This window comes from Enterobacter quasimori (assembly GCF_018597345.1).
GTDB lineage: Bacteria > Pseudomonadota > Gammaproteobacteria > Enterobacterales > Enterobacteriaceae > Enterobacter > Enterobacter mori.
In genome coordinates, this window is record NZ_JAHEVU010000003.1 from 558,253 (window position 1) to 574,597 (window position 16,345).

At 57.5% G+C, this 16,345-nt stretch carries 17 protein-coding genes; 15 read left to right on the forward strand and 2 right to left on the reverse strand.

Annotated elements, in window-relative coordinates; all coding sequences use genetic code 11:
- Nucleotides 1-49: 49 nt before the first annotated feature.
- Nucleotides 50-412, reverse strand: coding sequence for a 6-carboxytetrahydropterin synthase QueD (gene queD, locus KK102_RS14725; protein WP_014885039.1), 363 nt, complete (start codon nucleotides 410-412; stop codon nucleotides 50-52).
- Between the two features lie 306 nt (nucleotides 413-718).
- Here queD and cysJ point away from each other — a divergent pair, with 306 nt between their 5' ends.
- From cysJ to cysH, 3 genes are read left to right on the forward strand one after another with little or no spacing between them, the layout of a single operon-like run.
- Nucleotides 719-2,524 carry an NADPH-dependent assimilatory sulfite reductase flavoprotein subunit gene (cysJ, locus tag KK102_RS14730; protein WP_216357893.1) on the forward strand — a complete coding sequence of 602 codons (1,806 nt, stop codon included), beginning with the start codon at nucleotides 719-721 and terminating at the stop codon, nucleotides 2,522-2,524.
- Nucleotides 2,524-4,236 carry an assimilatory sulfite reductase (NADPH) hemoprotein subunit gene (cysI, locus tag KK102_RS14735; RefSeq protein WP_216357894.1) on the forward strand — a complete coding sequence of 571 codons (1,713 nt, stop codon included), beginning with the start codon at nucleotides 2,524-2,526 and terminating at the stop codon, nucleotides 4,234-4,236. Before cysJ ends, cysI begins: the two co-directional genes overlap by 1 nt.
- A gap of 15 nt (nucleotides 4,237-4,251) precedes the next feature.
- Entirely contained in the window at nucleotides 4,252-4,986 is a 735-nt protein-coding gene (gene cysH, locus KK102_RS14740) for a phosphoadenosine phosphosulfate reductase (RefSeq protein ID WP_216357895.1), read from the forward strand.
- A gap of 71 nt (nucleotides 4,987-5,057) precedes the next feature.
- Here the strand turns inward: cysH and KK102_RS14745 are convergent, their stop codons facing one another.
- Nucleotides 5,058-6,101, reverse strand: a complete 1,044-nt coding sequence (locus KK102_RS14745; protein ID WP_126544883.1) for an aminopeptidase — start codon at nucleotides 6,099-6,101, stop codon at nucleotides 5,058-5,060.
- A gap of 237 nt (nucleotides 6,102-6,338) precedes the next feature.
- Here KK102_RS14745 and cysG point away from each other — a divergent pair, with 237 nt between their 5' ends.
- The 12 genes from cysG to nlpD all read left to right on the forward strand — a co-directional run bounded on the left by cysG (nucleotide 6,339) and on the right by nlpD (nucleotide 16,288).
- A complete protein-coding gene (cysG, locus tag KK102_RS14750) occupies nucleotides 6,339-7,697 on the forward strand; it encodes a siroheme synthase CysG (protein WP_420842098.1) in 1,359 nt (452 codons plus the stop codon).
- A gap of 9 nt (nucleotides 7,698-7,706) precedes the next feature.
- Nucleotides 7,707-8,615 carry a sulfate adenylyltransferase subunit CysD gene (gene cysD / locus KK102_RS14755; RefSeq protein ID WP_010434549.1) on the forward strand — a complete coding sequence of 303 codons (909 nt, stop codon included), beginning with the start codon at nucleotides 7,707-7,709 and terminating at the stop codon, nucleotides 8,613-8,615.
- A 9-nt stretch (nucleotides 8,616-8,624) separates the two neighbouring features.
- Nucleotides 8,625-10,049 carry a sulfate adenylyltransferase subunit CysN gene (gene cysN, locus KK102_RS14760; protein WP_216357896.1) on the forward strand — a complete coding sequence of 475 codons (1,425 nt, stop codon included), beginning with the start codon at nucleotides 8,625-8,627 and terminating at the stop codon, nucleotides 10,047-10,049.
- Nucleotides 10,049-10,654 carry an adenylyl-sulfate kinase gene (cysC, locus tag KK102_RS14765; protein WP_216357897.1) on the forward strand — a complete coding sequence of 202 codons (606 nt, stop codon included), beginning with the start codon at nucleotides 10,049-10,051 and terminating at the stop codon, nucleotides 10,652-10,654. The genes cysN and cysC overlap by 1 nt, the downstream gene beginning before the upstream one ends.
- 58 nt (nucleotides 10,655-10,712) lie before the next feature.
- On the forward strand, nucleotides 10,713-11,039 hold the full coding sequence (locus KK102_RS14770) for a DUF3561 family protein (RefSeq protein ID WP_042716229.1): 327 nt from the start codon (nucleotides 10,713-10,715) through the stop codon (nucleotides 11,037-11,039).
- A gap of 79 nt (nucleotides 11,040-11,118) precedes the next feature.
- Entirely contained in the window at nucleotides 11,119-11,430 is a 312-nt protein-coding gene (gene ftsB / locus KK102_RS14775; protein ID WP_003862095.1) for a cell division protein FtsB, read from the forward strand.
- A gap of 19 nt (nucleotides 11,431-11,449) precedes the next feature.
- On the forward strand, nucleotides 11,450-12,160 hold the full coding sequence (ispD, locus tag KK102_RS14780) for a 2-C-methyl-D-erythritol 4-phosphate cytidylyltransferase (RefSeq protein WP_216357898.1): 711 nt from the start codon (nucleotides 11,450-11,452) through the stop codon (nucleotides 12,158-12,160).
- Nucleotides 12,160-12,639, forward strand: coding sequence for a 2-C-methyl-D-erythritol 2,4-cyclodiphosphate synthase (gene ispF, locus KK102_RS14785; RefSeq protein WP_126544878.1), 480 nt, complete (start codon nucleotides 12,160-12,162; stop codon nucleotides 12,637-12,639). Before ispD ends, ispF begins: the two co-directional genes overlap by 1 nt.
- Entirely contained in the window at nucleotides 12,636-13,685 is a 1,050-nt protein-coding gene (gene truD, locus KK102_RS14790) for a tRNA pseudouridine(13) synthase TruD (RefSeq protein ID WP_216357899.1), read from the forward strand. The genes ispF and truD overlap by 4 nt, the downstream gene beginning before the upstream one ends.
- Complete coding sequence (gene surE, locus KK102_RS14795) at nucleotides 13,666-14,427, forward strand: 5'/3'-nucleotidase SurE (protein ID WP_216357900.1); 762 nt, start codon at nucleotides 13,666-13,668, stop codon at nucleotides 14,425-14,427. The genes truD and surE overlap by 20 nt, the downstream gene beginning before the upstream one ends.
- Nucleotides 14,421-15,047 carry a protein-L-isoaspartate(D-aspartate) O-methyltransferase gene (locus KK102_RS14800; RefSeq protein ID WP_216357901.1) on the forward strand — a complete coding sequence of 209 codons (627 nt, stop codon included), beginning with the start codon at nucleotides 14,421-14,423 and terminating at the stop codon, nucleotides 15,045-15,047. Before surE ends, KK102_RS14800 begins: the two co-directional genes overlap by 7 nt.
- Before the next feature lie 116 nt (nucleotides 15,048-15,163).
- A complete protein-coding gene (gene nlpD / locus KK102_RS14805) occupies nucleotides 15,164-16,288 on the forward strand; it encodes a murein hydrolase activator NlpD (protein WP_126544875.1) in 1,125 nt (374 codons plus the stop codon).
- Nucleotides 16,289-16,345 lie beyond the last annotated feature (57 nt).

Sequence of the window (16,345 nt, forward strand, 5' to 3'; positions counted from 1 at the left end):
GTTCGAGGCTATTGTAGGCCGGGCAAGCGTCAGCGCCACCCGGCAAGCATCACTCCCCGCGATACACGCAGCCTGCCGTGCAGGTCTCTTTGATCATCACCGCGCTCAGCAGCGGTACCAGCGGCTTCATCTGATCCCAAATCCATTTTGCCAGCACTTCGCTGGTCGGGTTTTCAAGGCCCGGGATCTCATTCAGGTAGTAGTGATCCAGACGATCGTAGGTCGGCTTAAACGCGGCCTTCAGCTCGGCAAAATCCATGATCCAACCGGTATGCGGATCGACTTCACCGGTGATCTCAAGACGCACCATAAACGAGTGCCCGTGCAGGCGGCCACATTTATGCCCTTCAGGGACATGCGGAAGGTGGTGGGCGGCTTCGAAGGTGAAATCTTTAAACAGTGTGGTGGACATGATCGCTCTCAGTAATGCGGAAAAAACCGCCGCATAGTACCGGAAAGCACAATTTTTAGCATTAACTAAAACGGCTCAATAGGTACTGAGCCGTGACATGCCCTTTTTTTGTTAATTTTCGCATTATATTTCAAAGATTTAATTAATCGTTTTTACTGTTAAGAACGATAACTAAAACAGGTTAGTCCATTTGGTTATTTATTATTTCCATCCCTTCTTTAATTGTTATTATCCTCGCCGTTAACCTTATCTTCAGTTTGGATTTATTCGCTTAAAGTCCGCTTGGCTACTGGAACATAACGACGCATGACAACACAGGCCCCACCTTCAAATTTGCTTCCCCTGAACCCGGAGCAGCTGGCGCGCCTTCAGGCTGCCACCTCTGATTTTTCTCCCACTCAGCTTGCCTGGGTCTCCGGTTATTTCTGGGGAATGCTCAATCAGCAGCCTGGCGCCGTGGCGGGTGCACCGGCCACGGCCGTTGAAATTCCGGCCATTACCCTGATTTCCGCCTCGCAGACGGGTAACGCCCGCCGCGTGGCCGAAGCGCTGCGTGATGACCTGCTGGCCGCTAAACTGAACGTGAACCTGGTCAACGCCGGGGATTATAAATTCAAACAAATCGCGTCAGAAAAACTGCTGGTGGTGGTGGCGTCAACGCAGGGGGAAGGTGAGCCTGCGGAAGAAGCCGTCGCGCTGCATAAGTTCCTGTTCTCGAAAAAAGCGCCGAAGCTGGACGGCACGGCGTTTGCCGTGTTCGGCCTTGGCGATACCTCGTATGAATTCTTCTGCCAGTCCGGTAAAGACTTTGACAGCAGGCTGGCGGAGCTGGGCGCGGAGCGCCTGCTGGACCGCGTTGACGCGGATGTCGAGTACCAGACCGCCGCCGCCGAATGGCGTGCACGTATCGTTGAGGTGTTAAAAGCGCGTGTGCCGAAAGAGACGTCGGCGCAGGCCGCGTTCACCGCGACGGGTGTTGTTAACGATATCCACACCAGCCCGTACACCAAAGAGGCTCCACTGACGGCGAGCCTGTCGGTGAACCAGAAAATTACCGGCCGCGACTCGGAAAAAGATGTCCGCCATATCGAAATTGATCTGGGCGACTCGGGCCTGCGCTATCAGCCGGGCGATGCGCTGGGCGTCTGGTATCAGAACGATCCTGCTCTGGTAAAAGAGCTGGTTGAGCTGCTGTGGCTGAAGGGTGACGAGCCTGTCACCGTTGACGGCAAAACCCAGCCGCTTTCAGAGGCGCTGCAGTGGCATTTCGAGCTGACGGTGAACACCCCGAATATCGTCGAAAATTACGCCACCTTAACGCGCAGCGAATCCTTGCTGCCGCTGGTGGGCGACAAAGCGAAACTGCAGCATTACGCCGCGACGACGCCAATTGTCGATATGGTGCGTTTCTCTCCGGCTCAGCTGGATGCCGATGCGCTGATTGGCCTGCTGCGTCCGCTGACGCCGCGCCTGTACTCCATCGCCTCTTCACAGGCCGAAGTGGAGAGCGAAGTGCATGTTACCGTCGGCGTGGTGCGCTACGACATCGAAGGCCGCGCCCGCGCGGGTGGGGCATCTAGTTTCCTGGCGGATCGCGTGGAAGAAGAGGGCGAAGTGCGCGTCTTTATCGAGCACAACGACAACTTCCGCCTGCCGGCAAACCCGGAAACCCCGGTCATCATGATTGGCCCTGGCACCGGCATTGCGCCGTTCCGCGCCTTTATGCAGCAGCGCGCGGCAGATGAAGCGCCGGGTAAAAACTGGCTCTTCTTCGGCAACCCGCACTTTACCGAAGATTTCCTCTACCAGGTTGAGTGGCAGCGCTATGTGAAAGAAGGCGTGCTGACCCGCATCGACCTGGCCTGGTCCCGCGACCAGAAAGAAAAAGTATACGTACAAGACAAACTGCGCGAACAGGGCGCAGAGCTGTGGCGCTGGATCAATGACGGTGCCCACATTTATGTCTGCGGCGACGCCAATCGTATGGCGAAAGACGTTGAGCAGACTTTGCTGGAAGTGATTGCCGAATTCGGCGGTATGGATGCCGAAACGGCGGATGAATTTTTAAGTGAGCTGCGCGTTGAGCGCCGTTATCAGCGAGATGTCTACTAATGAGCGAAAAACATCCAGGGCCACTGGTGGTCGAAGGCAAACTGACTGATGCCGAGCGCATGAAGGTAGAGAGCAACTACCTGCGCGGTACCATTGCCGAAGATTTGAATGACGGTCTGACCGGCGGTTTCAAAGGCGACAACTTCCTGCTGATCCGCTTCCACGGTATGTATCAGCAGGACGACCGCGACATCCGCGCCGAGCGTGCAGAACAGAAGCTGGAGCCGCGTCACGCGATGCTGCTGCGCTGCCGTCTGCCGGGCGGGGTGATTACCACCAAACAGTGGCAGGCGATCGACAAGTTTGCCGGTGAGAACACAATCTACGGCAGCATCCGTTTGACCAACCGTCAGACCTTCCAGTTCCACGGTATTCTGAAGAAGAACGTCAAGCCGGTGCACCAGATGCTGCACTCGGTCGGGCTGGACGCGCTGGCAACCGCCAACGACATGAACCGTAATGTGCTTTGCACCTCGAACCCGTATGAGTCCGAGCTGCACGCCGAAGCGTACGAGTGGGCGAAGAAGATCTCCGAGCACCTGCTGCCGCGCACGCGCGCCTACGCAGAGATTTGGCTCGATCAGGAAAAAGTCGCCACCACCGACGAAGAGCCGATCCTCGGCCAGACCTACCTGCCGCGTAAGTTTAAAACTACTGTCGTGATCCCGCCGCAGAACGACATCGACCTGCACGCCAACGACATGAACTTCGTGGCGATTGCCGAAAACGGCAAGCTGATTGGCTTTAACCTGCTGGTGGGCGGCGGCCTCTCCATTGAGCACGGTAACAAGAAAACCTATGCCCGCACCGCGAGCGAGTTCGGCTTCCTGCCGCTGGAGCACACGCTGGCCGTGGCGGAAGCGGTAGTGACCACGCAGCGCGACTGGGGCAACCGTACCGACCGTAAAAACGCGAAAACCAAATACACCCTGGAGCGCGTGGGCGTTGAGACGTTCAAAGCGGAAGTGGAGCGTCGCGCAGGCATCAAGTTTGAGCCGATCCGCCCTTACGAATTCACCGGTCGCGGCGATCGCATTGGCTGGGTGAAAGGTATCGACAATAAATGGCACCTGACGCTGTTTATTGAAAACGGTCGTATTCTTGATTATCCGGGCCGCCCGCTGAAAACCGGTCTGCTGGAAATTGCTAAGATCCATAAAGGCGAGTTCCGCATTACCGCTAACCAGAATCTCATTATTGCCGGCGTGCCGGAGAGCCAGAAGGCGAAGATCGAGAAGCTGGCGCGCGATCACGGGTTAATGGATGCGGTGAAGCCGCAGCGTGAAAACTCCATGGCCTGCGTGTCGTTCCCGACCTGCCCGCTGGCGATGGCCGAAGCGGAGCGTTTCCTGCCGTCATTTACTGACAAGGTAGAAGCGATTCTGGAAAAACACGGTATTCCGGACGAGCATATTGTTATGCGCGTCACCGGCTGCCCGAACGGCTGCGGCCGCGCGATGCTGGCCGAGCTGGGTCTGGTGGGGAAAGCGCCAGGGCGTTATAACCTGCACCTGGGCGGTAACCGAATCGGCACGCGCATTCCGCGTATGTTCCGCGAGAACATCACCGAGCCGGAAATTCTTGATTCCATCGACGAGCTTGTCGGGCGCTGGGCGAAAGAGCGCGAAGCGGGTGAAGGCTTCGGCGACTTTACGGTGCGTGCGGGCATCATTCGCCCGGTGCTCGATCCCGCAAGGGATTTCTGGGAGTAACCACGAGAGGTAATTATGTCCGTACTCGATCTAAACGCCCTTAATGACCTGCCAAAAGTCGAACGCATTCTGGCGCTGGCAGAAACCAATGCCCACCTTGAAAAGCTGGACGCCGAAGGGCGCGTGGCGTGGGCGCTGGAAAACCTGCCGGGAGACTATGTGCTGTCGTCGAGCTTTGGTATTCAGGCGGCGGTCAGCCTGCATCTGGTGAATCAGATCAGCCCGGACATTCCGGTGATCCTCACCGATACCGGCTACCTGTTCCCGGAAACCTACCAGTTTATCGACGAGCTCACGGACAAGCTCAAGCTGAACCTGAAAGTCTACCGCGCGACGGAAAGCGCGGTCTGGCAGGAGGCGCGCTACGGCAAGCTCTGGGAGCAGGGCGTTGAGGGCATTGAGAAATACAATGAGATCAACAAAGTCGAGCCGATGAACCGCGCGCTGAAAGAGCTGAAGGCTCAGACCTGGTTTGCGGGTCTGCGCCGCGAGCAGTCTGGAAGCCGCGCTACGCTACCGGTGCTGGCGGTTCAACGCGGCGTGTTCAAAGTGCTGCCGATCATCGACTGGGATAACCGCACCGTTTATCAGTATCTGCAAAAACACGGGCTGAAGTACCATCCGCTGTGGGACCAGGGCTATCTGTCGGTGGGGGATACCCACACCACGCGCAAATGGGAGCCGGGAATGGCGGAAGAAGAGACGCGATTCTTTGGGCTGAAGCGCGAGTGCGGGCTGCACGAAGGGTGATCCTATATCCACCCTCTCCCTGTGGGAGAGGGTTGGGGTGAGGGCATCAGGCCGCACGAGGCTTTAAAACATCAGGCTTTACCCGCTTTCGCCAGCTCCTTCACCAGCGGCAGCATCACCTTCACCACATCACGGCTGCGGTGCTCAATTCGCTGAGGCAGCGCGCTGTCAATGTGCTGCTGATTGTCCAGCATCACGTTATGCCAGCTTGTCCCTTCCGGGAAGGCTTTCGATTTCGCCCGCTGCTGATAGCCATCTTTCTTGCCAAGGCCCCAGTTTGTCGCCTCAACGTACAAAACCGGAATGCCCGCTTTATCAAACACTTCTCCGTCGTTACAACAGCCCGTTCCTTTCGGATAATCCGGGTTGCCGCCGGGATTGGTGGTGGCATACACACCGTGGCTACGGGCGATGGCTAATGCCCGGTCGCGCGTTAATTTACGCACGCTGCTGGGGGTGCTCTGCCCACTATTAAAATAGAGCTTATCGCCGACGATCAAATTATCGAGATTGATCACCAGCAGCGTATTTTTTTTCTCCTCATTGCTCATGCGCTTAAGGAGATTCTCAGCGCCAAGCTTTCCTTCTTCTTCTCCGCTGGTGGCAATAAAGCGAATCCCGTATTTCGTTGGGATATTTTTCATTCTCTCGGCCAGTTCAAGCATGACGCCCAGACCCGCCGCGTTGTCGTCTAACCCCTGCAACGTCAAACCGCCGAGGTTATTGTCGGTGTCGGCGTCGCTCATCGGGGCGAAGGTATCGAGATGCGCCATGATAATGATCTGCTCAGCCGCTTTCCCTTCGTGTGCGGCAATGACCGTACTGCCCGTCACGTTGTGCCAGTTTTTTGTTTTATTACGTGAGGTATAGATGTAGCGGCTGTGAAACGAGCGGATATCGCTCTGGTAGCCCATATCGGCAAACTGCTGGCGAATATAGTCTGCGGAGAGCATCTCGGCCGGTGTGCCGGTCATGCGTCCAGGGAAGACCGTGGCAATATGCCGCGCCTGCATATTGGCGATTTCACCATAAGGTTGGTTTTTTGCCTGAACCGGAAGGATGAAGCAAACGCCGAGCGCCAGGGCAGCAATACGGTGGCGCGTTGCGGAAAACATAGTGAGTCCTTAAAAACAGAGCAAATTTTTAACTCGCTTAGTATGAAACTGTGATCGTGCATACACAATTTGAATTGCTCTTAAATGCCCGAAATTTCGCGTGTTAAGCACTTTTTGATATTTGCTTTTCCATGGCGTTATTCCATTGAGTAACTACTCATTCCAATTCGTAATTTCATTCGGTCTAAGCCGCCCCCTATAGTCCCTCTATTCCTCGTTGTTAGTGAGTTGTTGCCTGTGGACTATCTGCCCTTATTTGCTGCGATAAAAGAGAAGCCGGTGCTGGTTGTTGGCACGGGTGACATTGCCGATCGCAAAATCGCGTTCCTCCGACGGGCAGGTGCGCAGGTACGGGTAGTCGAAGAGGCGGATTTCGAGGCGTCGCAAATCGACAGCGTGGTGCTGGTGATTGCTGCCACCGAAAATCGCGAGCTCAATCGTCGAATTTCTGACGCGGCGCAAGCCCGCTACCGCCTGGTGAACGTGGTGGACGACCAGCCTTTGTGCTCGTTTATCTTCCCGTCGATCGTTGATCGCTCGCCGCTGCTGGTGGCGATCTCCTCCGGCGGCACCGCACCGGTGCTGGCACGCGTTCTGCGGGAAAAAATCGAAGCGCTGCTGCCGACCAGCCTCGGGCGCATGGCGGAAAAAGCCAGCTACTGGCGCAACCATCTTAAAACCCGCCTGACCAGCGTGACGGAACGCCGTCGCTTCTGGGAGCGCGTGTTTCGCGGCCGCTTTGCCAGCCTGATGCATGCCGGCAATGAGACGGCGGCGCAGAAAATCCTCGAGGACGAACTGGATAACCCCGGCAGCACGAGCGGGGAGATCATTCTGGTGGGGGCAGGGCCGGGCGATGCCGGGCTGCTGACGCTGCGCGGCCTGCAGGTGCTGCAGGACGCGGACGTGGTGTTCTACGATCATCTGGTCACCGACGGCGTGCGCGAGCTGATCCGTCGCGACGCGGAGCAAATCTGCGTCGGCAAACGGGCTGGCGAGCACTCTGTGCCGCAGCACGACACCAACCAGATGCTGGTTGACGCCGCCAAAGCGGGTAAAACCGTGGTGCGCCTGAAGGGGGGAGACCCGTTTATCTTCGGTCGCGGCGGCGAAGAGCTGCAGGCGGCAGCCGAAGCGGGCGTACCGTTCCAGGTGGTGCCCGGCATCACGGCAGCCTCTGCGGTGACGGCGTACGCCGGTATCCCGTTGACCCACCGCGATTTCGCCCAGAGCGTCACCTTTGTGACCGGACACTACAAGGCCGACAGCACGCCGTTTGACTGGTCGCATCTCGCCCAGAGCCGCCAGACGCTGGCGATCTACATGGGCACGATGAAGGCGGCTGACATCAGCGAACAGCTTATTCAGCACGGTCGCGAAGCGACGACGCCCGTTGCCGTCATTTCTCGCGGCACGCGCATCGATCAGCACGTTGCGACGGGCACCCTGGAACAACTTGCAACCCTGGCGAAAGACGCCCCGATGCCCGCTCTGATCGTGGTGGGGGAAGTGGTGCAGCTGCACAGCACGCTCGCCTGGTTTCAGCACACAACCGATACAGAAGGCTTTGGTTCTTCTGTCGTAAATTTGGCTTAAGGAACGGTTATGGACCAAAAACGTCTTACACACCTGCGGCAGCTTGAAGCGGAAAGTATCCATATTATCCGCGAAGTGGCCGCCGAGTTTTCTAACCCGGTGATGATGTACTCCATCGGTAAAGATTCCAGCGTCATGCTGCATCTGGCGCGTAAAGCGTTTTATCCGGGCACGCTGCCGTTCCCGCTGCTGCACGTGGACACCGGCTGGAAATTCCGCGAGATGTACGAGTTCCGCGATCGTACCGCGAAAGCCTACGGCTGCGAGCTGCTGGTGCATAAAAACCCGGAAGGGGTGGCGATGGGGATTAACCCGTTCGTGCACGGTAGCGCCAAACATACCGACATTATGAAAACCGAAGGGCTGAAGCAGGCGCTGAACAAATACGGTTTTGACGCGGCCTTCGGCGGCGCGCGCCGTGACGAAGAGAAATCCCGCGCTAAAGAGCGTATCTACTCCTTCCGCGACCGCTTCCACCGCTGGGACCCCAAAAACCAGCGTCCGGAGCTGTGGCACAACTACAACGGTCAGATCAACAAAGGCGAAAGCATTCGCGTCTTCCCGCTCTCCAACTGGACCGAGCTGGATATCTGGCAGTACATCTACCTGGAAAACATCGAAATCGTTCCGCTGTACCTGGCCGCCGAGCGCCCGGTGCTGGAGCGCGACGGCATGCTGATGATGATCGACGACGATCGAATCGACCTGCAGCCGGGCGAGGTGATCAAACAGCAGATGGTGCGTTTCCGTACCCTCGGCTGCTGGCCGCTGACCGGCGCGGTGGAGTCCAGCGCGCAGACGCTGCCGGAGATCATCGAAGAGATGCTGGTGTCCACCACCAGCGAGCGACAGGGGCGCGTGATTGACCGCGACCAGGCAGGCTCCATGGAGCTGAAGAAACGTCAGGGTTATTTCTAAGGAGCCGCCATGAATACCACTATTGCTCAACAAATTGCCAACGAAGGCGGCGTGGAAGCGTATCTGCACGCGCAGCAACACAAAAGCCTGCTGCGTTTTCTGACCTGCGGCAGCGTGGATGACGGGAAAAGTACCCTGATTGGCCGCCTGCTGCACGATACGCGCCAGATTTACGAAGATCAGCTCTCTTCCCTGCATAACGACAGCAAGCGTCACGGTACCCAGGGTGAAAAACTCGACCTGGCCCTGCTGGTAGACGGCCTGCAGGCGGAGCGCGAGCAGGGCATCACCATCGACGTGGCCTACCGCTACTTCTCTACCGAGAAGCGCAAATTTATTATTGCCGACACCCCGGGGCACGAGCAGTACACCCGTAACATGGCAACCGGGGCCTCTACCTGCGACCTGGCGATCCTGCTGATGGACGCGCGTAAAGGCGTGCTGGATCAGACCCGTCGTCACAGCTTTATCTCGACGCTGCTGGGGATCAAACACCTGGTGGTGGCGGTCAACAAGATGGATCTGGTGAACTTCAGCGAAGAGAAGTTCGAGGAGATCCGCCAGAGCTACCTGACCTTTGCCGAACAGCTGCCGGGCAACCTGGATATTCGCTTTGTACCGCTTTCGGCGCTGGAAGGGGATAACGTCGCCTCCCAGAGCGCAAACATGCCGTGGTACAGCGGCCCGACGCTGCTGGAAGTGCTGGAAACCGTTGAAATCCAGCGCGTGGTCGACACCCAGCCGATGCGCTTCCCGGTACAGTACGTGAACCGTCCAAACCTCGATTTCCGCGGCTTCTCCGGCACCCTCGCGTCAGGCTTCGTGAAGGTCGGCCAGCGCGTTAAGGTGCTGCCATCAGGCGTGGAATCCACCATCGCCCGCATCGTCACCTTCGACGGTGACCTGCAGGAAGCGGGCGCCGGTGAAGCGGTAACCCTGGTGCTGAAAGACGAAATTGATATCAGCCGGGGCGATCTGCTGGTGGATGCCCAGGAAACGCTGGCCGCCGTACAGGGGGCCTCCGTGGATGTGGTGTGGATGGCGGAGCAACCGCTGACGCCGGGGCAGAGCTACGACATCAAAATTGCCGGCAAGAAAACCCGCGCCCGCGTGGACGGTATTCAGTTCCAGGTGGACATCAACAACCTGACCCAGCGCGAGGTTACCGAACTGCCGCTGAACGGCATCGGTCTGGTCGATCTGACCTTCGACGAACCGCTGGTGCTGGATCCGTATCAGCAGAACCCGGTGACGGGGGGGCTCATCTTTATCGACAGGCTGACCAACGTGACCGTCGGGGCCGGTATGGTGCGCGAGCCTAAAGAACAGGCTGCCGTGGCGTCTGAATTCAGCGCCTTCGAGCTGGAACTGAACGCGCTGGTGCGCAAGCACTTCCCGCACTGGGGCGCACGCGATCTGCTGGGAGGCAAGTAATGGCCGCCCATGATGAGAACGTCGTCTGGCATCCTCATCCGGTGACCGTCGCCCAGCGCGAACAGCTCCACGGTCACCGTGGGGTTGTGCTGTGGTTTACCGGGCTGTCCGGCTCGGGCAAATCGACGGTGGCGGGCGCGCTGGAAGAGGCGTTGCATCAGCAGGGCGTCAGCACCTACCTGCTGGATGGTGACAACGTGCGCCACGGCCTGTGCAGCGATTTGGGGTTTAGCGACGATGACCGCAAAGAGAACATCCGCCGGGTGGGCGAAGTCGCCAGCCTGATGGCTGACGCCGGGCTGGTGGTGCTGACCGCGTTTATCTCTCCGCACCGCGCCGAGCGCCAGACGGTGCGCGAACGCGTGGGTCAGGATCGCTTTGTCGAGGTGTTTGTCGATACGCCGCTGGAGATTTGCGAAGCGCGCGACCCGAAAGGGCTGTACAAAAAAGCCCGTGCCGGAGAACTGCGTAACTTCACCGGCATTGACGCGGTCTACGAAGCGCCTGAATCGCCAGAGATTCACCTGGAAGGTCAACAATTGGTAACAAATTTAGTAAGCCAATTATTAGACCTGCTCAGACGGGACGATATTATCAGATCCTGAGACGGTATCGTTCGGGAGCTGTCTTCCCGAACGATGAGTCATGGTCACAGGATCAGCTATGCGCAACAGTGAAAACTACATTATCACCACCGGGTCGGAGCCGTTAACGACCGACGACGAGACGACCTGGTCCTTCCCCGGGGCCATTGTCGGCTTTATCTCGTGGTTACTGGCGCTGGGCATCCCGTTTCTCATTTACGGCGGTAACACGCTGTTCTTCTTCCTCTATACCTGGCCTTTCTTCCTGGCGCTGATGCCCGTGGCGGTCGTGGTGGGTATTGCGCTGCACTCCCTCTTCAATGGCCGACTCCTGTATAGTACGGTTATCACGATTGTGACCGTTGTGGTGATGTTTGGCCTGCTGTTTTTATGGCTGATGGGCTAACTTGCGACATAATTAAAACCCCGGAGTAGAGTCGAACGGAAAGTTATGGGATGATGATGCCGTTTTTTCAGGGGGCAGGATGGGTAAACTAACGCTGCTGTTGCTGGCTTTGCTGGTCTGGCTGCAATATTCGCTGTGGTTCGGCAAGAACGGGCTGCACGACTATAGCCGGGTAAGCGATGACGTCGCGGCTCAGCAGGCAACAAACGCCAAACTCAAGGCGCGAAACGATCAACTCTTTGCTGAAATTGATGACCTCAATGGCGGGCAAGAGGCGATTGAGGAACGCGCACGCAATGAACTCAGTATGACTAAGCCGGGCGAAACTTTTTATCGTCTGGTTCCGGATGCGTCTAAACGCAATCAGGGCTCAGCACAAAACAATCGATAATCAGGCCCAGGATTACGACATGGCAGCAACTTTTTCGGACGTCTGTGCCGTGGTGCCGGCCGCAGGTTTTGGCCGGCGCATGCAGACAGAATGTCCCAAGCAGTACCTTTCAATTGGCGATAAAACGATCCTTGAGCACGCCGTGGCGGCGCTGCTGGCGCACCCGAGGGTGACGCACGTGGTCATCGCCATCAGCCCAGGCGATGCGCGCTTCGCGCAGCTCCCGCTGGCAAACCACCCACAGATTACCGTCGTTGACGGTGGCGCCGAGCGCGCCGATTCCGTGCTGGCGGGCATTCAGGCTGCCGGAAACGCCTCGTGGGTATTGGTACATGACGCGGCGCGCCCGTGTCTGCATCAGGACGATCTTGCTCGCCTGCTGGCCCTGAGCGAAACAAGCAAGGTTGGCGGGATTCTGGCTGCCCCTGTGCGTGACACCATGAAGCGCGCCGAGCCGGGCAAACAGGCTATCGCCCATACCGTTGAGCGCGTTGATTTATGGCACGCGCTGACGCCACAGTTTTTCCCCCGCGAACTGCTCCACGACTGTCTGACGCGTGCGCTTGAAGACGGTGCGACCATCACGGACGAAGCCTCGGCGCTGGAGTATTGCGGTTTTCACCCTGAGCTTGTTGAAGGGCGCGCTGATAATATAAAAGTGACGCGCCCGGAAGATTTGCAGCTCGCGGAATTTTATCTTACCCGTTCGACCCATCAGGAGAAGGCATAATGCGAATTGGACACGGTTTTGATGTACACGCCTTTGGCGGAGAAGGCCCAATTATCATTGGCGGCGTACGTATTCCTTTCGAAAAAGGACTGCTGGCGCATTCTGATGGCGACGTGGCGCTGCATGCGCTGACCGATGCGCTGCTGGGCGCTGCCGCGCTGGGCGATATCGGCAAGCTGTTCCCGGACACCGACCCGGCATTTAAAGGGGCAGACAGCCGCGAACTGCTGCGCGAAGCGTGGCGCCGCATTCAGGCCAAAGGCTATACCCTGGGTAACGTCGATGTAACCATCATCGCTCAGGCACCGAAAATGCTGCCGCATATTCCGCAGATGCGCGTGTTTATCGCGGAAGATCTGGGCTGCCACATGGACGACGTGAACGTCAAAGCGACCACTACCGAGAAGCTGGGCTTCACGGGCCGTGGCGAAGGCATTGCCTGTGAAGCCGTGGCGCTGCTGGTGAAGGCGAGCAAATGACGGACTTTGACAACCTGACATACCTGCACGGTAAACCGCAGGGGAACGGGGTGCTGAAAGCCAGCCCGGAAGATTTCCTCGTGGTGGAGGATCTGGGCTTTGAGCCGGATGGCGAAGGCGAACATATCCTGGTGCGTATTCTTAAAAACGGCTGCAATACTCGGTTTGTGGCCGACGCGCTGGCAAAATTCCTTAAAATTCATGCCCGCGAGGTGAGCTTTGCCGGGCAGAAAGATAAACACGCCGTCACCGAACAGTGGCTCTGCGCGCGCGTTCCCGGCAATACGATGCCTGATTTAAGCAAATTTGAGCTTGAGGGCTGTAAGGTACTGGAATATGCCCGCCACAAGCGCAAGCTGCGTCTGGGGGCGTTGAAAGGCAACGCTTTTACGCTGGTGCTGCGTGAAGTGACCCACCGCGAAGACGTTGAAAAGCGCCTACAGGCGATAAACGAACGCGGCGTACCGAACTACTTTGGCGCACAGCGTTTTGGTATCGGTGGCAGCAACCTGCAGGGCGCGCTGCGCTGGGCGCAAAGCGACGCGCCGGTGCGCGACAGGAATAAACGCAGTTTTTGGTTGTCTGCGGCCCGCAGTGCGTTGTTTAATCAGATTGTGAGCGAACGTCTGAAAAAATCGGACGCTAATCAAGTTGTTGTCGGCGATGCGCTACAATTAGCGGGACGCGGAAGCTGGTTTGTGGCAACGGCAGATGAAATGGCCGATGTCCAGTCTCGTGTGGACGCTAAAGCGCTGATGATTACGGCCGCGCTGCCCGGTACGGGCGACTGGGGCACGCAGGGCGACGCGCTCGCTGCCGAGCAGTCAGCCGTCGCGGACGCGCCGGAATTACAATCACTGCTGGTGCGGGAAAAAGTCGAAGCAGCACGCCGCGCGATGCTGCTCTACCCGCAGCAGTTAAGCTGGAACTGGTGGGATGACGTGACCGTTGAGTTACGCTTCTGGCTACCTGCAGGTAGCTTTGCCACCAGTGTTGTCAGGGAACTTATCAACACCTCGGGTGATTATGCGAATATTGCTGAGTAACGATGACGGGATCCACGCGCCAGGTATACAGGCCCTGGCGAAACACCTTCGCGAATTTGCGGATGTGCAGGTTGTGGCTCCCGATCGTAACCGCAGTGGAGCGTCTAACTCACTGACGCTGGAGTCGTCGCTTCGCACCTTTACCTTTGAAAATGGCGATATCGCCGTACAGATGGGCACGCCGACCGACTGCGTGTTTCTCGGCGTGAATGCGCTGATGCGCCCGCGCCCGGACATCGTAGTGTCAGGTATCAATGCCGGACCCAATCTCGGCGATGACGTGATCTACTCCGGTACCGTGGCTGCAGCGATGGAAGGGCGTCATTTGGGGTTCCCGGCGCTGGCGGTTTCGCTTAACGGCCATACACATTACGACACGGCGGCGTCGGTCACCTGTTCGATTCTCCGCGCGCTGGGGCGCGAACCCCTGCGTACGGGCCGTATCCTGAATATCAACGTACCCGATCTCCCGCTTAATGAGATCAAGGGGATCCGCGTGACGCGCTGTGGCAGCCGTCATCCTGCTGACCAGGTTATTCCGCAGCAGGATCCGCGCGGCAATACTCTCTACTGGATTGGGCCTCCGGGCGAAAAATGCGATGCCGGTCCAGATACGGACTTCGCAGCTGTAGATGAAGGGTATGTTTCCGTTACGCCACTGCACGTAGATTTAACCGCGTATAGCGCGCATGATGTGGTGTCGGACTGGTTAGATCGGGTCGGGGTGAACGTGCAATGGTAAGCAAACGTGTACAAACTCTTCTGGAACAACTTCGCGCTCAGGGGATCACCAACGAGCATGTGCTGGATGCGCTTGCCCAGGTTCCGCGCGAGAAGTTTGTAGACGAGGCGTTTGAGCACAAAGCGTGGGAAAACGTGGCGCTGCCTATCGGGCAAGGCCAGACCATTTCTCAGCCCTACATGGTGGCGCGCATGACGGAACTCCTGGAGTTAACGCCGGAGTCCCGCGTGCTGGAGATTGGCACCGGGTCGGGGTACCAAACCGCGATCCTCGCGCATCTTGTTCGCCATGTTTGTTCCGTCGAACGCATCAAAGGTTTACAGTGGCAGGCGCGTCGTCGCCTGAAACAACTTGATTTACATAATGTTTCAACACGTCACGGTGATGGATGGCAGGGTTGGCAGGCTCGCGCCCCGTTTGATGCCATTATCGTCACGGCCGCACCGCTGGAGATCCCGGTAGCACTCTTGTCGCAGCTGGATGAAGGCGGCATTCTCGTCTTGCCCGTGGGCGATGAACACCAGCTTCTGAAGCGTGTTCGTCGGCGTGGCGGCGAGTTTATTATCGATACCGTCGAAGCCGTACGCTTTGTGCCTCTGGTTAAGGGAGAGCTGGCCTGAGACTCGGATTTATCCAGGGTTATTAAGGCAAATTCAGCGTATTGTGTGGCGCAAAAGGTTCGTGCCATCACGGTTATTTTTAAGTCACTGGTAGTTAACACATTCCTGGGGGATAAATGAGCGCGGGAAGCCCAAAATTCACCATCAGCCGTGTTGCGGCATTATCACTGGTTTCGCTCTGGCTGGCAGGCTGTACAAGTTCGAATAACGCACCTGCGCCTGTAAGCTCCGTCGGCGGGAACAGCGGCTCGGGTAACACGTCCAGCGGAATGTTGATCACTCCTCCGCCTAAAATGGGCACCTCTACGGCGCAGCAAACTCCGCAAATCCAGCCGGTTCAGCGTCCAACCACGCAGCCAACGCAGATTCAGCCAGTTGAACAACCTGTTCAGACGGAAAATGGCCGCATAGTGTACAACCGCAAGTATGGGAACATTCCGAAAGGGAGCTATACCGGCGGCAGCACCTACACCGTGAAGCGCGGCGACACGCTGTTCTATATTGCCTGGATCACCGGGAACGATTTCCGCGATCTGGCACAGCGCAATAACGTGCAGGCCCCGTATGGCCTGGAAGTCGGCCAAACGCTCCAGGTGGGCAACGCGACGGGTACGCCACTCACGCCGGGGAACACTGTTTCTGCGGCGGATGTGACCGCACAAAATAACAGCGTCGTGCCTGCACAAAAATCCACCACGGTGGTTGCTTCACAACCTGTAATTACGTATTCTGAGGATTCAGGTGATCAGAGTGCTAACAAAATGTTGCCGAATAATAAAGGGACTGCGACTGCTGTCACAGCACCTGTTACGGCACCTGTGGTTAGCTCTACTGAACCGACTGCCAGCAGTACCTCCACCAGTTCGCCTATCTCTGCATGGCGCTGGCCGACTGACGGCAAGGTTATCGAAAACTTCTCTTCCTCCGAGGGTGGAAATAAAGGGATCGATATCGCAGGGAGTAAGGGACAGGCTATCATCGCGACCTCAGACGGACGCGTTGTCTATGCCGGTAACGCTCTGCGCGGTTACGGTAATCTTATTATCATCAAACACAACGATGATTACCTGAGTGCCTACGCCCATAACGACACAATGCTGGTCCGGGAACAACAAGAAGTTAAGGCGGGGCAAAAAATCGCTACCATGGGTAGCACCGGAACCAGTTCTACACGCTTGCATTTTGAAATTCGTTACAAGGGGAAATCCGTAAACCCGCTGCAGTATCTGCCGCAGCGATAATTTGACGGGGCATGCCAGCCAGGGTGTCTCGTTCAGGGATCACGGGTAGGAGCCACC